The sequence below is a fragment of the Nitrospira sp. genome (assembly GCA_037045225.1).
GTDB lineage: Bacteria > Nitrospirota > Nitrospiria > Nitrospirales > Nitrospiraceae > Nitrospira_A.
This window is the reverse complement of the sequence record JBAOHZ010000009.1, coordinates 2,442,393-2,458,877: the sequence shown is the minus strand read 5'-3', so window position 1 is coordinate 2,458,877 and position 16,485 is coordinate 2,442,393. Positions and strand designations below refer to the sequence as shown.

At 59.6% G+C, this 16,485-nt stretch carries 14 protein-coding genes; all 14 read left to right on the top strand.

Going from position 1 to position 16,485, the window contains the following annotated elements; all coding sequences use genetic code 11:
• Positions 1-38 precede the first annotated feature (38 nt).
• The 14 genes from V9G17_12320 to V9G17_12255 all read left to right on the top strand — a co-directional run bounded on the left by V9G17_12320 (position 39) and on the right by V9G17_12255 (position 16,464).
• Positions 39-1,322 (top strand): SAM-dependent methyltransferase, encoded by a 1,284-nt coding sequence (locus tag V9G17_12320; GenBank protein MEI2753378.1) that lies wholly within the window; start codon positions 39-41, stop codon positions 1,320-1,322.
• Complete coding sequence (ndhC, locus tag V9G17_12315) at positions 1,315-1,686, top strand: NADH-quinone oxidoreductase subunit A (protein ID MEI2753377.1); 372 nt, start codon at positions 1,315-1,317, stop codon at positions 1,684-1,686. The genes V9G17_12320 and ndhC overlap by 8 nt, the downstream gene beginning before the upstream one ends.
• Positions 1,687-1,789: 103 nt before the next feature.
• On the top strand, positions 1,790-2,269 hold the full coding sequence (locus tag V9G17_12310; GenBank protein ID MEI2753376.1) for an NADH-quinone oxidoreductase subunit B family protein: 480 nt from the start codon (positions 1,790-1,792) through the stop codon (positions 2,267-2,269).
• Between the two features lie 64 nt (positions 2,270-2,333).
• On the top strand, positions 2,334-4,085 hold the full coding sequence (gene nuoD / locus V9G17_12305) for an NADH dehydrogenase (quinone) subunit D (GenBank protein MEI2753375.1): 1,752 nt from the start codon (positions 2,334-2,336) through the stop codon (positions 4,083-4,085).
• 65 nt (positions 4,086-4,150) lie between these two features.
• Positions 4,151-4,681: an NADH-quinone oxidoreductase subunit NuoE gene (nuoE, locus tag V9G17_12300; protein MEI2753374.1), complete on the top strand. Its 531-nt coding sequence runs from the start codon at positions 4,151-4,153 to the stop codon at positions 4,679-4,681.
• A gap of 83 nt (positions 4,682-4,764) precedes the next feature.
• Positions 4,765-6,072 (top strand): NADH-quinone oxidoreductase subunit NuoF, encoded by a 1,308-nt coding sequence (gene nuoF, locus V9G17_12295; GenBank protein MEI2753373.1) that lies wholly within the window; start codon positions 4,765-4,767, stop codon positions 6,070-6,072.
• A gap of 96 nt (positions 6,073-6,168) precedes the next feature.
• On the top strand, positions 6,169-8,838 hold the full coding sequence (nuoG, locus tag V9G17_12290) for an NADH-quinone oxidoreductase subunit NuoG (GenBank protein MEI2753372.1): 2,670 nt from the start codon (positions 6,169-6,171) through the stop codon (positions 8,836-8,838).
• A gap of 24 nt (positions 8,839-8,862) precedes the next feature.
• The gene (nuoH, locus tag V9G17_12285) at positions 8,863-9,930 is read left to right on the top strand and encodes an NADH-quinone oxidoreductase subunit NuoH (GenBank protein ID MEI2753371.1); all 1,068 of its coding nucleotides are present in this window, start codon (positions 8,863-8,865) and stop codon (positions 9,928-9,930) included.
• 9 nt (positions 9,931-9,939) lie between these two features.
• Positions 9,940-10,515 carry an NADH-quinone oxidoreductase subunit NuoI gene (gene nuoI, locus V9G17_12280; GenBank protein MEI2753370.1) on the top strand — a complete coding sequence of 192 codons (576 nt, stop codon included), beginning with the start codon at positions 9,940-9,942 and terminating at the stop codon, positions 10,513-10,515.
• Positions 10,516-10,645: 130 nt separating this feature from the next.
• Positions 10,646-11,155 carry an NADH-quinone oxidoreductase subunit J gene (locus V9G17_12275; protein ID MEI2753369.1) on the top strand — a complete coding sequence of 170 codons (510 nt, stop codon included), beginning with the start codon at positions 10,646-10,648 and terminating at the stop codon, positions 11,153-11,155.
• Between the two features lie 14 nt (positions 11,156-11,169).
• On the top strand, positions 11,170-11,475 hold the full coding sequence (gene nuoK, locus V9G17_12270) for an NADH-quinone oxidoreductase subunit NuoK (GenBank protein ID MEI2753368.1): 306 nt from the start codon (positions 11,170-11,172) through the stop codon (positions 11,473-11,475).
• Between the two features lie 16 nt (positions 11,476-11,491).
• A complete protein-coding gene (nuoL, locus tag V9G17_12265; protein MEI2753367.1) occupies positions 11,492-13,390 on the top strand; it encodes an NADH-quinone oxidoreductase subunit L in 1,899 nt (632 codons plus the stop codon).
• A gap of 33 nt (positions 13,391-13,423) precedes the next feature.
• Positions 13,424-14,992 carry an NADH-quinone oxidoreductase subunit M gene (locus tag V9G17_12260; GenBank protein MEI2753366.1) on the top strand — a complete coding sequence of 523 codons (1,569 nt, stop codon included), beginning with the start codon at positions 13,424-13,426 and terminating at the stop codon, positions 14,990-14,992.
• The gene (locus V9G17_12255) at positions 14,989-16,464 is read left to right on the top strand and encodes an NADH-quinone oxidoreductase subunit N (GenBank protein ID MEI2753365.1); all 1,476 of its coding nucleotides are present in this window, start codon (positions 14,989-14,991) and stop codon (positions 16,462-16,464) included. The genes V9G17_12260 and V9G17_12255 overlap by 4 nt, the downstream gene beginning before the upstream one ends.
• The last annotated feature ends 21 nt before the right edge of the window (positions 16,465-16,485 follow it).

The following is a 16,485-nucleotide window of genomic DNA, read 5'->3' as shown; positions in this document are numbered from 1 at the left end:
AGAGAATCCGGTAGAAGTGCTGTTTCTAGCGATGGCGCATGAAACGGGAGGCGACTACCGACAAGGGTGGTGTCACTTTGAGCACTGGGCATCCACAACTCCTGGCGGAAATCAGGGCTGAAATTGCAGCCACTGGTCCGATTCCGTTCGCCCGTTTTATGGACCTCGCCCTGTATCATCCGAAGTACGGCTACTATGTTCGCCCCGTCGATGATCCGACCCAGGAACGCATCGGATGGTCGGGCGATTTTTATACGAGTTCCGACGTGCATCCGATCCTCGGCCAGGCGTTAGCCAGACAGGCACAACAACTCGACACCCTCCTCGGGCATCCAGACCCCTTCACGGTGGTGGAGATGGGAGCGGGCAAGGGACTGCTGGCGCGGGATTTCCTGACCGCTTGCCGGAACGCGCCCGCGAACCTCCGCGACCGTCTTCGATACATCTTGATCGAGCGCAGCGCCGCAATGCGCACCCAGCAGCAAAACAATCTGGCGCCCTGGGTGGGACAGGCCGGTCGCGTTGCCTGGCTCGACCGCCTGGAAGATCTGCCGCCGGACAGCGTCACCGGACTCTTTTTTTCGAATGAACTCGTGGATGCCTTTCCTGTTCACCGGCTCGCAGTGCTCGACGGCCGGCCGCAGGAGGTCTATGTCGAATATCGCGACGAGCGATTCAGCGAGGTCTACCGCCCCCTCTCCAATGAACTCACCGCCTACCTGCGAGAGGGCGGAATCAACCTGCCGGACGGCTATCGGGCTGAAATCAATCTCGACGCGGTCGATTGGATGACGCAGGTGGCACAGGTGATGGCGCGCGGCGCCGTGCTGACGATCGATTACGGCCACACCGCCGAAGACCTCTATGGCCCGGACCGCAAGAACGGCACGTTCCTCTGCTACTACCACCAAACCACCTCTGAGGATGCGTACGACCGGGTGGGAGAGCAGGACATGACCGCCCACGTGGACTTCACCGCCCTGGCGCAAACGGGCCAACAGGCCGGATTGGACGTCACCGGGTTTACGAATCAGATGAGTTTCTTGATCGGCTTGGGCGCTGAGCAATTGCTGGAATCGCTCCAGCCGGAATCGCCGGAATTTTACGCGGCGATACACCTGCTGCGGCCGGACGGCATGGGGCGCACCTTCAAAGTGTTGATCCAGCACAAGGGCATGGCCAAACCCGAATTGGACGGGCTGAAATTCCAGCCGTTTTTCGGATCGATTCTGAGCAGGACGGCAGCGGTCTCCGTCAACCGTGAGGCGTCACGCGACACGCCACGAACCACCCTTCACGATACACAGGTCTGTCATGGGTAGCGAAGCCGCACCGCTGAACTACATCCCGATCCTGATTTTTATCGTGATCGCGTTTGCGTTCGGCGCCGTCCAGATCCTCCTGGGACGCATCGTTCGCCCGAGCCGGCCCTACCGCGCCAAACTCGCGCCGTACGAGAGCGGCAGCCCGCTCTTCTCCGATGCCCGGGTGCAATTCCCGATCCGGTACTACATCATTGCGATGCTGTTTGTGATCTTCGATATCGAAATCGTCTTCATGTTCCCCTGGGCCGTGGCGTTCAAGAAGTTGGGGCTGGTGGGACTCGTCGAGATGATGGTGTTTATCGGCATCCTGATCGTCGGCTTCTGGTACGCCTGGAAAAAAGGGGCACTCGAATGGGACTGAGAATAAACCGTAATTCGTCGCTCGTGAAGCGTGAAGCGCAAGCGCTTGGAAAGCTGGCTCCGCATTCGACGAACGACGATTCACGAACAACGAGATACTGCTTATGAGCTTTTTAGAACGGCAACTGGATGCGAATATTCTGACGACGAATCTCGATGCCTTCGTCGGATGGGCCCGGAAATCGTCGTTGTGGCCGATGACCTTCGGGTTAGCCTGTTGCGCCATCGAAATGATCGCCAGCGTGTCGTCGCGCTACGATATGGACCGCTTCGGCGCCGGCGTGTTCCGTGCGTCGCCCCGCCAGTCGGATTTGATGATCGTGGCCGGCACCGTGTCGCGCAAGATGGCCCCCGTCATCCGCCGCATCTACGACCAGATGGCCGAACCTCGGTACGTGATCTCCATGGGATCCTGCGCCACCTCCGGCAATCACTACAACAGTTACGCCGTCGTGCAGGGCGTGGACCAGATCGTGCCGGTCGATGTGTATATTGCCGGTTGCCCACCGCGTCCTGAAGCGCTGCTGGACGGGCTGTTGAAATTGCAGGAAAAGATCCAGCGCGAGAAGATTTTTGTGAAGTAAGGCAGGCGCAGAGAAGTTTCGCTCGCGAACGCGAGCTTCTCTTGCCATCGGCTCTGTGAGGAAGATGCAACCGCTGCTTGAACGACTCATGACCACCTTTCCCGACGCCGTCCGCGGCGTGGAAGTGGATGCCGCTCGACACGAGATCACGGCCCGCGTCGCCGCGGCTCGCATCGTGGATGTCGCGCGGTGGCTACACGACACGCCGGAGGCCTCGTTCGACCATATCACCGACATCTGTTCGGTGGACTATCCGAACGACCCGGAACGGTTTGAGGTGATCTATCAGCTCCTCTCCCTCGCGCACCGCCGGCGCATCCGATTGAAGGCCCGCGTGACCGAGGAGTCGCCCCAGATCGCCTCCGTGACCGGCATCTGGAAGGGCGCCGAGTTCATGGAACGTGAGGTCTACGACCTGATGGGCATCATCTTCGTCGGCCACCCTGATCTTCGGCGCATTCTCCTGCCGGAAGATTACGAGGAGGGCCATCCTCTGCGGAAGGATTTCCCCGCCGAAGGACGTGGGTGGCGCAGCTCGTTCCCGTTCATTCCGCGCCTGGACGAAGCTCCGGAAGAACAGACGGAAGGGGAAGTTCCCGAGCAGGAGAAGCAGGCGTACCTCGTCGCCGAACACCAGGGCGGCACGCGTCGCCGGGAAGAACTGTTGCTGAACATGGGCCCGCAACATCCCAGCACCCACGGCGTGCTCCGAGTCGTGTTGGAACTGGACGGTGAACGGATCGTGAAGGCCACGCCGGATCTCGGTTATTTGCATCGCGGTGTCGAGAAGTTGGCGGAAGGCCTGCACTATATGCAGATCATTCCGCATACCGACCGGCTCGACTATGTCTGCGCCATGACGAACAACTATGCCTACGTCCGCGCGGTGGAGAAGCTGCTCGACATCACCGTGCCGGAACGGGCGGAATATATCCGCACCCTGGTCGCCGAAATGCAACGCATCATCGGCCATCTCTTCTGGCTCGGCACCCAGGCACTCGACATCGGGGCCATGACCGTCTTCTTCTGGACCTTTCGCGAACGCGAAGTGCTGTTGGACATGTTCGAAAAGTTATGCGGCGCGCGCTTGACCTTGAACTACTATCGTATCGGCGGGGTCGATAGCGACTTTACCCCCGATCTCGTGGTGCGGCTGAAAGCGTTCCTGCAGACGTTCCCCGACAAGGTCAACGAATACAACCAACTACTCATGTCCAACCGGATTTGGGTCGGACGGACCAAAGACGTCGCCGTGATTTCCGCGGAAGACGCGATCAACTTCGGGCTCACCGGGCCGACGCTCCGAGGGTCGGGCGTCGATTACGACATCCGCAAATACGAACCCTACGGCGTCTACGACAAGGTCGAATGGGAAGTGCCGGTCGGCAAACGCGGCGACACCTACGATCGCTACTGGGTACGTATGGAAGAATTGCGGCAAAGCGCGAGGATCATCGCGCAGTGCCTCGACCAGATGCCGGAAGGCCCGATCATGGCGGATGTGCCGCATGTCGTTCCCCCGCCCAAAGCGAACGTCATGCGCGACATGGAAAGCCTGATTCACCACTTTATTATCTTCACGCAGGGGTTCAAGCCGCCGAAGGGTGAAACCTACTGCGGGACTGAAGCCCCCAAGGGAGAGCTCGGGTTCTTCATTGTCAGCGACGGAAGCCCGCGGCCCTACCGATTGAAGATTCGCGCCCCCTCGTTCATTCACATGGGCGCGTTCGACCACATGGCCCGGGGCTACCTGATCTCGGACATCATCACCATCTTCGGAACCTACGACATCGTGATGGGGGAATGTGATAGATGAAGAGCGGCGCACGGGAAGCAGGGACGCTCACGCCTCATTCCGGCGCAGGCATAGGAACACGATAGATGCTGAAAGAGACGCACAAGACAGAGATCGAAGACATTCTGAGCCGCTATCCGGTCAAACGCTCGGCACTGCTGCCCCTCCTCTATCTGGCGCAGCGGGAACAGGGGTACATCACGGAAGCGGCGATGCAGGAAATCGCCGGGATTTTGAGACTGACTCCGCCGCAGGTGTACGAGACGGCTACGTTTTATACGATGCTGAATCTGAAGCCGGTCGGGAAATTCCACCTGCAGGTGTGCAAGTCGCTCATGTGCGCACTGGTCGGCTCGGACACGGTCATCGGCTGGATCAGCGCGAAACTCGGCATCAAGCCGGGCGAGACGACACCGGACAAGCTGTTCACTTTGAGTATCGTGGAATGCCTGGCAGCCTGTGGCACCGGCCCGATGATGCAGGTCAACGACGACTATTACGAGCGCCTGACGGAAGAGAAGCTGGATCGCATTCTGGCCGACCTACGTCAGACCGGCACCTGTTCGCTGAAGACCGGCCCCTTCATGTGGCCGGAACCGAGCGGGGCAAAGAGCTAATGGCCGATAGCCTATGGCGCATGGCTGGAATCAAGCAGGCATGTCCATGCTATCAGCTATAAGCCATACGCTCTGGAGTTAAGATGCCGAAGTACGAACCCATTTTACTGAAAAACATGCAGCAACCCGGCTATACGGGTTCGCTGACGGAGTATGAACGCGTCGGCGGCTACCAGGCCATCCGGAAGGTGCTGGGCAAAGTGAGCCCTGCGGACGTGACCGCAGTCGTCATGAAGTCCGGACTGCGGGGGCGCGGCGGCGCCGGATTTCCGACCGGTGTCAAATGGGGATTTCTGCCCAAGGACTACCAGGGCCCACGCTACCTCTGCTGCAACGCCGATGAAAGCGAACCAGGCACGTTCAAAGATCGCCAGCTCATCGAACGTGACCCGCATCAATTGCTTGAAGGTATGTTGCTCGCTTGTTATGCCATTGGCGCAGCCAGTTCCTATATCTATATTCGCGGAGAATTCGTCCTGGGGGCCAAGATTCTCGAACAGGCCATCAAGGACGCACGCGCGGCGGGATATGTCGGCAAAAATATTTTCGGCTCGACCACCTCGATCGACATTTGGGTCCACCGGGGGGCCGGCGCCTACATCTGCGGTGAAGAAACGGCGCTCCTGGAATCGCTCGAGGGCAAACGCGGCCTTCCGCGCGTCAAGCCGCCGTTCCCGGCCACACATGGGCTCTACAACAAGCCGACCGTGGTGAACAATGTCGAGACCCTGGCCAATCTGCCGCACATCCTCAACCGGGGCGCCGAATGGTTCGCCTCGATCGGATCACCGCCGAAGAGCACCGGCACGCGAGTCTTCTGCGTCAGTGGGCATGTGGCGCGACCCGGCAATTATGAAGTCCCAATGGGGATTACCGTTCGCGAACTGATCTACGAGCATGCCGGCGGTATGCGGTCGGACAAAAAATTGAAGGCCTTCATTCCAGGGGGCGCCTCCGCGCCCTTTCTGACCCCCGATCACTTGGATGTGAAGCTGGATTTTGAATCCGTCGCGTTGGCGGGGTCCATGCTGGGGTCCGGCGGAGTAACGGTCATGGAAGAGGGCACCGACATGGTGTGGGCGGCCCTGCGCCTGATGGAATTTTTCTATCACGAGTCCTGCGGCAAGTGCAGTCCCTGTCGCGAAGGCAGCTCGTGGCTCGTGCAGATCATGCGCCGGATCGTCAACAAGCGTGGCCGGATGGCGGACCTTGAAACCCTGACCGACCTGTGTAAAAACATTGCCGGTCGAACGGTCTGCGCCTTCGGCGATGCCGAGGTGTCGCCGATCCTGAGCACGCTCAAACACTGGCGGCATGAGTATGTCGCCATGATCCACGCAGCCGAGGCGGCAAACTTAATACGGCCGGAGCCGGCGGGAGCCAAACATTGACGTATCGCGTGGAGCGTCTCTCGTCATCGGAGCACAACGGACGCTGCGTATCACTCACAATACTTCACGCTTCACGAGCGACGAACGACGTATATTATGTCTGATCCAAAACCAGAAACAGTCCGGCTCACCATCGACGGCACGACGGTCGCGGTCCCCAAGGGAACCCTGGTGATCGAAGCGGCGCGACGCGTCGGGGTGATGATTCCGCATTTTTGTTACCACCCCAAGCTCAAACCGGATGCCAACTGCCGGATGTGCCTGGTCGAAGTCGAGAAGATGCCGAAACTCCAGACCGCCTGCAGCACGCCGGTCGCCGAAGGCATGGCCGTGCGCACCGCCACCACCACGGTGGACGATGCCCACAAGTCGGTCCTGGAATTCATCCTGGCCAACCATCCGTTGGATTGCCCGGTCTGCGACCAGGGCGGCAAATGCGATCTCCAGGACTTCTCGCATCAATACACGCCGACGACCAGCCGGTTCACGGAAACCAAACGGATCTTCCCAAAAGAGTACTTCAGCCCACTCATCGAAACGCAGATGAACCGCTGCGTGCAGTGTTTGCGCTGCGTCCGCTATTGCGACGAAATCATGGACGTGAAGGCGCTGGCTCCGGTGGGACGCGGCACCATGACCGAGATCAAACACTTCGGTCCGCATGAACTCGATTGCGAATTCTGTGGCGGCTGCATCCAGATCTGCCCCGTCGGCGCCATTACGAGCCGTCTCTCCATGTATGAGTATCGCCCCTGGATGCTCAAGCGAGCCGACACGATCTGCACCTTCTGTGGCGACGGTTGCCGCATCACCGTACAGACCAAGGACAATGAACTGATCGAGGTCAATTCCGCGCACGGCGCCGGGCGGAATAACGGCGACCTCTGCGCCCGGGGCTTCTTCGGCTTCCAGGCCACCAGCCACGCCGGCCGCCTCACCCATCCCTTGATCCGCCGCGAAGGCACGTTGGTCGAGGCTACCTGGGAAGACGCGTTGGAATACGTCGCCGAGCAAGCCCTCCGCCTGAAACTGGCGCACGGCGCAGATGCCTTCGGAGGATTGATTACCTCTCGTTGCACGAACGAAGACCTCTATGTGTTCCAAAAGTTCATGCGCCAGGTGATTGGCACCAACCGAATCGACAGCAGTGCGCGATATGGCCACCTGAACGGCGTGCAAGCGCTCCGACGCGTGCAGGGCACCCATCGCTGGACCATCGCCTTTGAAGACATCGTCGCCGCGAATATGCTGCTGCTGGTCGGCACGAACATCACCGAAACCAGCCCGATCACGGGACTCAAGGTCAAGGAAGCCGTCAAGAAACGGCAGGCCGGTCTCGTCACCGTGGAAGCCCTGCAGCCGGCCATCGATACCCTGAGCAACATCACGAACCTGGCCCAGCAACATTTCCCGACACATCCCGCACAATTCGGCAATACCGTGCTAGGCATCATCAAGGCGGTCATCGACGGCAACCTAGTCGATGCCACCGTGGCACAACAGGCGCCGGCCTTTGTGCAACGACTCACGTCCGCACTCCAGGCCACCTCCTGGGACGCCCTGGAGACGGCCACCGGCCAACGCCGCGACCAATGGGAAGCGACGGCCAACGTACTGGCGAACACCAACCGGTTGGTAATCCTGGTCGGCAATGCGGTGTTGCGCCATCCGGGCGGAGACGCAACGGTCACCAATCTGCTGGATCTTCTGATTCTGCTCGGAAAACTCGATAAGCTCGGCTGTGGACTCGGGCCGCTGGCCGAAGAAAATAACGATCAAGGCGCCGTCGAAATGGGCGCCGTCGCCGAATTCTTTCCCGGACCCGCGCCACTCAACGACCAGCCCGTCCGTGATCACATCGCGGCCCTATGGCGAGAAGAATTGCCCCGCACACCCGGGGCTTCGCTCACCGAGATGCTTGCGGCGGCACACAAGGGCACCCTCAAGGCCATGTTCGTGGTCGGTGAAAACCCGATCGGCACCCTGCCTGCTGCAGCCCGGACCAAAGAAGCCCTCGGGAAGCTGGATCTGCTGGTCTGTCAGGAATTGTTTCTCACCGAGACCGCGGCGATGGCCCATGTGGTGTTCCCCGCCTGCTCGTATATGGAAAAGGACGGCACCTTCACCAATTCGGAAGGTCATGTGCAGGGTGTTCGACAAGCGATCAATCCCGTGGGCGACAGCCGCCGCGACTGGGAAATATTCTCGGCGCTCTCCGTGCTAATGGGCTCGCCACTTGAATATGGCGACGCGAGAGAAATCTTGAAAGAGATCCGGACGGTCATCCCCGGGTATGGACTGTTAGGCCCGGTTCCCACACCACCCAAAGTCGACCCGGCCGTGTTGAACCGGTATCTGGCAGACGGATTTGCGGATGATGTGGACAGACGCTATGCCCTGAGCCGACCGCTGCAGACCAACGATGGCCCGTTCACACTGATGTTCGTGCAAACGCTGTTTCACTCCGGAAAACTGTCCACTCGCTCCAAGGGACTGCTCCAATTGCAGCAGGAAGGATTCCTCTCCATCAATCCAACCGACGCAGCCGCACTCGGACTGACGGACGGAGGGCAGGTCACGGTCTCCAATTCACGCGGCGCCATCACCACCACGGTGAAACTTCGCGAACGTGTGCCGGCAGGCCTGGTGTGGTTCCCGGAGCATTTCGACCACGAGGCCAAACAACTCGCAGAATGGACGATTGATCCCCGGACTCAAATCCCCTATTTTAAGCTCGCACAGGTGACTCTCGCGAAGGTCTCGTAGGACGGGACGAGGAGTATTGTTGTCATGGAAATCGGATTACGACTGGCGGTGTCGTTAGCTCAAATCGCCGCGGTAATGGGAGTGGTGATGCTGACCGTCATGGTCCTCACCCTCGCAGAGCGGAAAGTCCTTGGCTGGATGCAGGATCGCATGGGCCCGATGGAAGTCGGCCCTTATGGTGTGCTGCAACCGATCGCCGACGGACTCAAACTCTTCTTCAAAGAAGACATCATCCCGGCGGGAGCCAATAAATTCCTCTTTACCCTCGCACCGATTCTGGCCCTGGTACCGGCCATGATCGGATTTGCGGTGATTCCCTTCGGCCCGAGCCTGACCATCGAACTGTTCGGGATGCAGATTAAGCCGTTCGTGATCAGCGACATCAACATCGGCATCCTCTACATCCTGGCCTTTGCCTCGATCGGCGCCTACGGGATCATCCTGGGCGGCTGGTCCTCGAACAGCAAATATTCCCTCCTCGGCGGACTCCGTTCCGCCGCGCAGGTCATCAGCTACGAATTGTGCGTCGGCCTGGCGATCGTCGGTGTCATCCTGCTGTCCGGCTCGCTCAGCCTCGTGAAGATCACGGAAGCGCAGGCGGGAGGATTCTGGAACTGGTTCGTCATCGCCATGCCCTTCCCACAGATTTTCGCCTTCGTGGTCTACGTCATTTCCGCGGTTGCTGAGACGAACCGGGTGCCGTTCGACCTGCCGGAAGCGGAGAGCGAACTCGTGGCGGGCTTCTTCACCGAATACAGCGGCATGCGCTTCGCCTTCTTCTTCATCGCGGAATACGCCAACATGATTCTGGTGTCCTGTGTCGCGGCGGCGCTGTTCCTTGGCGGATGGAACGCGCCCTATCCGGGCACGATCCTGGGGCACATCGGCTTGGACAGTCTGGCCTGGATTGAAAACGTCGTGTGGTTTGCCGCAAAGGTCTACTTCTTCCTGTTCCTATTCTTCTGGCTGCGGGCGACCCTGCCCCGCCTGCGGTACGACCAACTGATGCGGTTCGGCTGGAAAGTGATGCTCCCGATTGCGTTGGGGAACATCGTCCTGACGGCCATTGCCGCCTATTTCTTTCCGCGGTAACGGAGTGAAATGAACGTCGCCGTCACAACACAGCCCAAACGGAAATCGTCGTTCAGCGATTGGCTGAAGACGCTGATCTTCTATGAGCTCTTGGTGGGCATGAAGGCGACGCTGACACATCTACTCAACTACAAGCCGATCACCCTGCAATACCCGCATGAGAAACGCCTGCTGCCCGACAACTATCGAGGCATGCTGGCCTTGCTGCGGTATGACGACGGGACGGAAAAATGTGTCGGCTGCGACCTGTGCGAAGCGGCCTGTCCTTCACGGGTCATCCGGGTCGTCAGCGGGGAAGTCCCCGGGGAACCGACCAAACGGTATTCCAAGGAATATTATATGGACATGACGCGCTGTCTCTTTTGCGGCCTCTGCGTCGACGCCTGTCCCGTAGATGCCCTGAGCATGACACGCGAGTTTGAATGGGCCGTGTACGATAAGCGCCAGCTGCACCTCAACAAGCAACAACTGCTCGCCATCGGCGACCGTTCGTTTCCCGTCCGGGAAAAACGCCTCGAGCTGCAGCATCCGAACGTGGCGTTTTTCAACGTGACCTTCAAGCATCTCCCGCAAAAGGAGAACTAGGCCTCCCGCCTCGTCCTCCGTGCTGGCCCCCCACACCGAGACGACCGAGGCGGAACAGGCTGCTACCGGGCAGGACGCAAGGGTAACAGGGGGCAGGACCTTCATCGGATTCGGAAGAGACGACGGACGCATGGATCATATTTTCTTCTTTTATTTTGCTGCAGTTATCGCCGGCACCTCCATACTGGTAGTCGCCTTGCGAAATCCGGTCTACAGCGCGTTGTCCCTCCTGATCATGTTTTTTCATGTGGCGGGACTCTACATCACCCTGCACGCGGAGTTCCTGGCAGCGGTGCAAATCGTCGTGTATGCCGGCGCGATCCTGGTGCTGTACCTCTTCGTGGTCATGTTACTGAGCATCAAGTCCGAGGAGCGGTACCACAACCAGCTTCCAGTGGCGGGATTGCTGGGGGTCGTGCTGTGTACCGAGGTGATTCTGCTGGTCATCCAGTCGCGGACCGGCGCTGCAGCCCCGGCGGCGTCCGACCTGGTCGAAGGGCCAGGCAACACCGAAATGATCGGAGAAGCCCTGTACTCGACCTATTTGTTCCCGTTCGAGGTCGCATCGCTGATTCTCCTGGTAGCTATGATCGGGGCGATCATCCTGGCGAAGAAAGACATCAATGAACCCGTGCAGTAATCATCGGTAATCACATGGCTGTCCCGTTATCCTACTATTTGATCCTGAGCGGATTTGTGTTCCTCACGGGTGTGGTCGGGGTGCTGATCCGGCGCAACATCATTGTGATCCTGCTGTCGGTGGAGTTGATGCTGAATGCCACGAACATCAACTTCGTGGCCTTTTCGGAGTATTTTCACAATGTGGCAGGGCAGGTGTTCGTATTCTTCGCCTTGACCGTAGCGGCGGCTGAAGTGGCCGTGGGTCTGGCCATCATCATCGCCCTGCACCGGTCGAATTCATCCATTTACGTCGACGATCTGAACCTGTTGAAGCGATAGACCGACTGCACCGACTATGCTCTATACGTTGATTCCATTTCTCCCCTTGTTCGCCTTTCTGATCGTCGGTATCGGCGAGCAGTGGATCAAGGACCGTGCCCACCTGGTGGCGGTTCCGGCGATGGTCGGTTCGTTTCTGCTCTCGCTGATGGCCTTGCACGACGTGGCCACCGGCCAAGCCATCAACGTGCCCCTCTATACCTGGCTGACCTCCGGCAATCTGGACGTTCACATCGGGATTTCGATCGATCGCCTGACCGCCGTCATGTTGATCCTGGTCACCACGGTCAGTACGTTGGTGCACATCTACACCATCGGCTACATGCATGGCGAACCGGGATACGCCCGCTTCTTTGCGTATATCGCCCTGTTCACCTTCTCCATGCTGATGCTGGTGATGGCGGACAATCTGCTCCAGCTGTTCGTGTTCTGGGAGGCGGTGGGACTCTGTTCCTACCTGCTGATCGGCCACTGGTATGAGCGGGCCAGTGCCTGCGCCGCCGCCACGAAGGCGTTCCTGGTCAATCGCGTCGGCGACTTCGGCTTCATCCTCGGCCTGTTCCTCGTGTGGTACTCCTTCGGCTCGCTCGATTTCGCCACGGTCTTCGCGCAAGCCGACGGTCTGGCTTCCAAGACCACGAATCTCCTTGGACCGTTCGGCGGCACCTGGGATGTCTCAGTCATGACCATGATCTGCCTCCTGCTCTTTACCGGGGCCGTGGGCAAATCGGCGCAGGTACCGCTGCATGTCTGGCTCCCCGATGCGATGGAAGGCCCGACGCCGATCTCCGCCTTGATCCATGCCGCCACCATGGTCACAGCCGGTGTCTTTATGGTCGCGCGCCTCTCGCCGCTCTATAACCTGTCTCCCACGGCCATGACTGTCGTGGCGTTGGTCGGCGGGCTGACCATGATGCTGGGCGCCACCATCGCCTTGACTCAGACCGATATCAAACGCGTGGTGGCCTATTCGACCATGAGCCAGCTGGGCTACATGGTGATGGCCTGCGGCTTGGGCGCCTACAGCGCGGGCATGTACCACCTGCTCACCCACGGCGCCTTCAAAGCCCTCCTCTTCCTCGGCTGCGGGTCGGTCATCATCGCCTTGCACCATGAACAGGACATGCGCCACATGGGCGGCTTGAAAGACAAGCTCCCCGTCACCTATTGGACCTTCCTCATCGGTTCACTCGCGTTGGCAGGATTCCCGCTCACCGCCGGATTCTTCAGCAAAGACGATCTGCTGCTCTCATCCTGGTCATCCGGTCCCTTGGGCCAGGTGCTCACGATCTGCGGGCTGCTGACGGCTGGATTAACCGCTTTCTATAGCTTCCGTCTGGTCTTCGTGACCTTCTGGGGAAAATCTCGCGTCGATCCGCACCACGCAGGCCATATCCACGAACCCTCAATCACGATGACCGCTCCCCTCATGGTACTAGCCGTATTGAGTATCGTCGCCGGATATCTGGGCATTCCGGAGTTTCTGGAACCGGTCTTCCATGGCGAAGGGGCAGCCGGTCATCATGAAGGGTCGGCCGCCTACGGCATCATGGCGGTCGCCACGTTGATGGGGCTCACGGGGATCGGGGCGGCGTATTATCTCTACGTGTTGAATCCCGGTTTGCCGGACCGGCTCGCGCGCCAATGGCACGCGGCATATGAGTTGTCGCTGAACAAGTGGTATATCGATGAAGCGTACGACCGCGCACTGGTCCGCCCGACCCTGTCGGCGGCGCAGGGGCTCTGGAAACATGTCGATGTTGCGATTATCGACGGGGCGGTCAACGGAGTCGCTCGCGCCATCGCCTGGGGCGGCTGGCTCATCCGATTGACACAGACCGGACAAACGCAACATTACGCGCTCGGCATGACGCTGGGGGCCGTGGTGATCCTAACGGTGTATTTGTTGTTCTAGTGTGACGCGCAAGAGCAAGAGAAGGACGCATTCGTGAGTTCGTTTCCCTGGCTGAGTCTGATCATTTTCCTGCCGTTAGCCGGAGCCCTGTTGTGCCTGCTGGTCAAGGCGGAGTCCGCCCGCTGGCTGGCGCTCGGCGTGACCGTCGCCGACTTCCTGCTGGCCCTCCCTCTCTGGTGGCTCTTCGACTCCTCAACCGCCGGGATGCAGTTCGTGGAGCATGCCTCCTGGATCAACTCTCCTCCGGTGCGATACAGCCTGGGCCTTGACGGCATTAGTTTTCCACTGGTGTTGATGACCACGTTCCTCATGCCCTTGTGCGTCGCCGTGTCCTGGACCGCGATCGAGAAGCGCGTCCAGCTATTCATGTCGATGCTCCTGGTGATGGAAACGGCGATGCTAGGGGTGTTCGTCGCCTTGGACTTCGTGCTGTTTTACGTGTTCTGGGAAGCCATGCTGATCCCGATGTATCTGCTCATCGGCGTCTGGGGCGGCCCCAACCGTCTCTATGCAGCGATCAAGTTTTTCCTCTATACCCTGGCCGGCAGCGTGCTGCTCCTGGTCGCCATCCTCGTCCTCTACTTCCAGGGCGGGCACACCTTCGATATCCTGGAATTGAGCCGCGGCACCTACAGCGCCTCCCTCCAGATGTGGCTGTTCCTCGCCTTCTTCGCCGCCTTCGCGGTGAAGGTGCCGATGTTTCCTTTCCATACCTGGTTGCCTGATGCGCACGTGGAGGCACCGACCGCAGGCAGCGTGATTCTCGCAAGTGTCCTGTTGAAAATGGGGACGTACGGCTTCCTCCGCTTTACCTTGCCGATGTTGCCGGACGCCACCGTGAGCTTCACCAAGCCGATGATCGCGCTTTCAATCATCGGAATCATTTACGGCGCCTACATGGCCCTGGCCCAGACGGACATCAAAAAACTCATCGCCTACTCCAGCGTCAGCCACATGGGCTTCGTCACCCTGGGGATTTTCGTCCTGAACATCCAGGGCATCGAAGGGGCGGTGATGCAGATGGTGAATCACGGCATCACCACCGGGGGCCTCTTCCTGTGCATAGGCATCATCTACGAACGGACTCACAGCCGCCAGATTCTGGACAATACAGGCCTGGCTGGACCGATGCCGCGGTATGCGCTCTTTCTGATGATTTTTGCGCTGTCGTCCTTAGGACTTCCCGGCACCAATAGTTTCGTCGGCGAATTTTTAGTCCTGGCCGGTACGTTCGTGTGGAGTCAGTTCGCGACGACGTTGGCCGCATTAGGAGTGATCCTGGCCGCAGCCTACATGCTCTGGCTGATGCAACGGATGGTCTTTGGAACTCCGGCTGCCGCCCATCGCGCACATCTTCTGGATCTCAACGTCCGCGAGACGGCAACCCTGATCCCCTTAATCGTGCTCGTGTTCGCGCTGGGAATCTTTCCAAACCCGTTATTGACCCGTCTGCATGCCAGCGTGACGCATCTCCTGGCCGGCTCGAAGACTCCCGCAGTTGCCGTCGAGCACGAGTCGACTCCGGTCACACCAGACAAACCGACGGCCAGGCTCGCGGCCGCACGTCCCCACTCATCTTCTGACCAGGCAGCAACACGATGACCTTTCCACTCCAGGACCTTCTGACCATCCTTCCGGAACTCATCGTCATTGGGACGGCCTGTCTTGTGTTGGCACTCGACCCCATCCTTGAAGCCTCCAAGAAAGACGTCCTCGCCTGGCTGACATTGGGTGCGCTTGCCATGTGCATCGGCCTGACATCCTCTCAGATGACAGGTCGCGTGTCCGCGTTCAGCGGCATGGTCGTGATCGATGCGTATGCGGCATTCTGGAAACTATTGCTCTATATCGTCACCGGCCTCACGGTGCTGCTCTCACTGGCTTATCTCAAGGCCGAACGCCTGAGCATCGGGGAGTACTACGGGTTTGTCCTGCTCGCACTGGCCGGGATGATGGTGATGGTATCGGGCGCCGATCTGCTGACCATCTACCTCGGAACCGAACTGATGTCGATCTCACTCTATGTGATGGCCGGACTGAAGCGTACCGAGGCTCGATCGCTGGAGGCGTCGGCCAAGTATTTCGTATTGGGTGCCTTCTCGTCCGGGATTTTGTTGTACGGCATCTCGCTGTTGTTCGGCCTGGCCGGCAGCACGGGCCTCTCCGCCATTGCAGCCGCGATTGCCACGCGCGGAACCGGAGATCCCCTCCTCTCCCTGGCGCTGGTGCTGCTGGCGGTCGGGTTCGGATTCAAAATGGCCGTGGTGCCGTTTCACATGTGGACCCCGGACGTGTACCAAGGGGCCCCAACCTCCGTCACCGCCTTTATGGCCGTCGCCTCAAAAGCCGCCAGTTTTGGCGCGTTCCTCCGCGTATTCGTGGAGGGCCTGGGGGCAGCCAGCGCCGATTGGTCCGTCCTATTTACGGTGATCTGTCTCGCCACCCTTGCGTTGGGTAACCTCGTGGCGATCGTGCAGACCAACATCAAACGCATGCTGGCCTATTCCAGCATCGCCCATGCCGGGTATGCCCTGATCGGGGTCGTGGTGGCAGGTCGCCACAGCGGCGAAGGGGCCTCGACCGGTTTCGCGAGCGTCTTGCTGTACATCGCCATCTATTCGTTCATGACGCTCGGAGCGTTTGCATTGATCGGCATGTTGCGCAAGGAAGGGCAAGAGAGCGACCAGATCGAGGATTATGCGGGGTTGGCCAAACGGGAACCATTGGCGGCCTTTTTCATGCTGGTATTTCTGGTGTCGCTGGCCGGCATTCCTCCGACGGCCGGCTTCATCGGTAAGTTCTACATCTTTATGGCTGCAGTAAACGGGGGCATGACCTGGTTGGCCATCGTGGCCGTCATCTTCGCCGCCATTTCAGCCTTCTACTACCTGCGCGTCGTGATGGTCATGTATATGCGCGAGGCCGAAGGTTCCATCGCCACCCAATCACGGTTGGAAACCTCTCCGGCCCTGTCAGTGGTTCTGGCCTGCGCCCTCGCCGGCGTCGTGCTTCTGGGTCTGTTCCCCAATGGTCTGTGGTCATTGGCCAGCCAGGCCGCGCCGCTCTTAAAGTAGCATCCCGGATCGTTCGTCATG

Coding starts and splice junctions, on each gene's coding strand:
- V9G17_12320 (MEI2753378.1), top strand. CDS start 39: ATGAAACGGGAGGCGACTACCGACAAGGGTGGTGTCACTTTGAGCACT.
- ndhC (MEI2753377.1), top strand. CDS start 1,315: ATGGGTAGCGAAGCCGCACCGCTGAACTACATCCCGATCCTGATTTTT.
- V9G17_12310 (MEI2753376.1), top strand. CDS start 1,790: ATGAGCTTTTTAGAACGGCAACTGGATGCGAATATTCTGACGACGAAT.
- nuoD (MEI2753375.1), top strand. CDS start 2,334: ATGCAACCGCTGCTTGAACGACTCATGACCACCTTTCCCGACGCCGTC.
- nuoE (MEI2753374.1), top strand. CDS start 4,151: ATGCTGAAAGAGACGCACAAGACAGAGATCGAAGACATTCTGAGCCGC.
- nuoF (MEI2753373.1), top strand. CDS start 4,765: ATGCCGAAGTACGAACCCATTTTACTGAAAAACATGCAGCAACCCGGC.
- nuoG (MEI2753372.1), top strand. CDS start 6,169: ATGTCTGATCCAAAACCAGAAACAGTCCGGCTCACCATCGACGGCACG.
- nuoH (MEI2753371.1), top strand. CDS start 8,863: ATGGAAATCGGATTACGACTGGCGGTGTCGTTAGCTCAAATCGCCGCG.
- nuoI (MEI2753370.1), top strand. CDS start 9,940: ATGAACGTCGCCGTCACAACACAGCCCAAACGGAAATCGTCGTTCAGC.
- V9G17_12275 (MEI2753369.1), top strand. CDS start 10,646: ATGGATCATATTTTCTTCTTTTATTTTGCTGCAGTTATCGCCGGCACC.
- nuoK (MEI2753368.1), top strand. CDS start 11,170: ATGGCTGTCCCGTTATCCTACTATTTGATCCTGAGCGGATTTGTGTTC.
- nuoL (MEI2753367.1), top strand. CDS start 11,492: ATGCTCTATACGTTGATTCCATTTCTCCCCTTGTTCGCCTTTCTGATC.
- V9G17_12255 (MEI2753365.1), top strand. CDS start 14,989: ATGACCTTTCCACTCCAGGACCTTCTGACCATCCTTCCGGAACTCATC.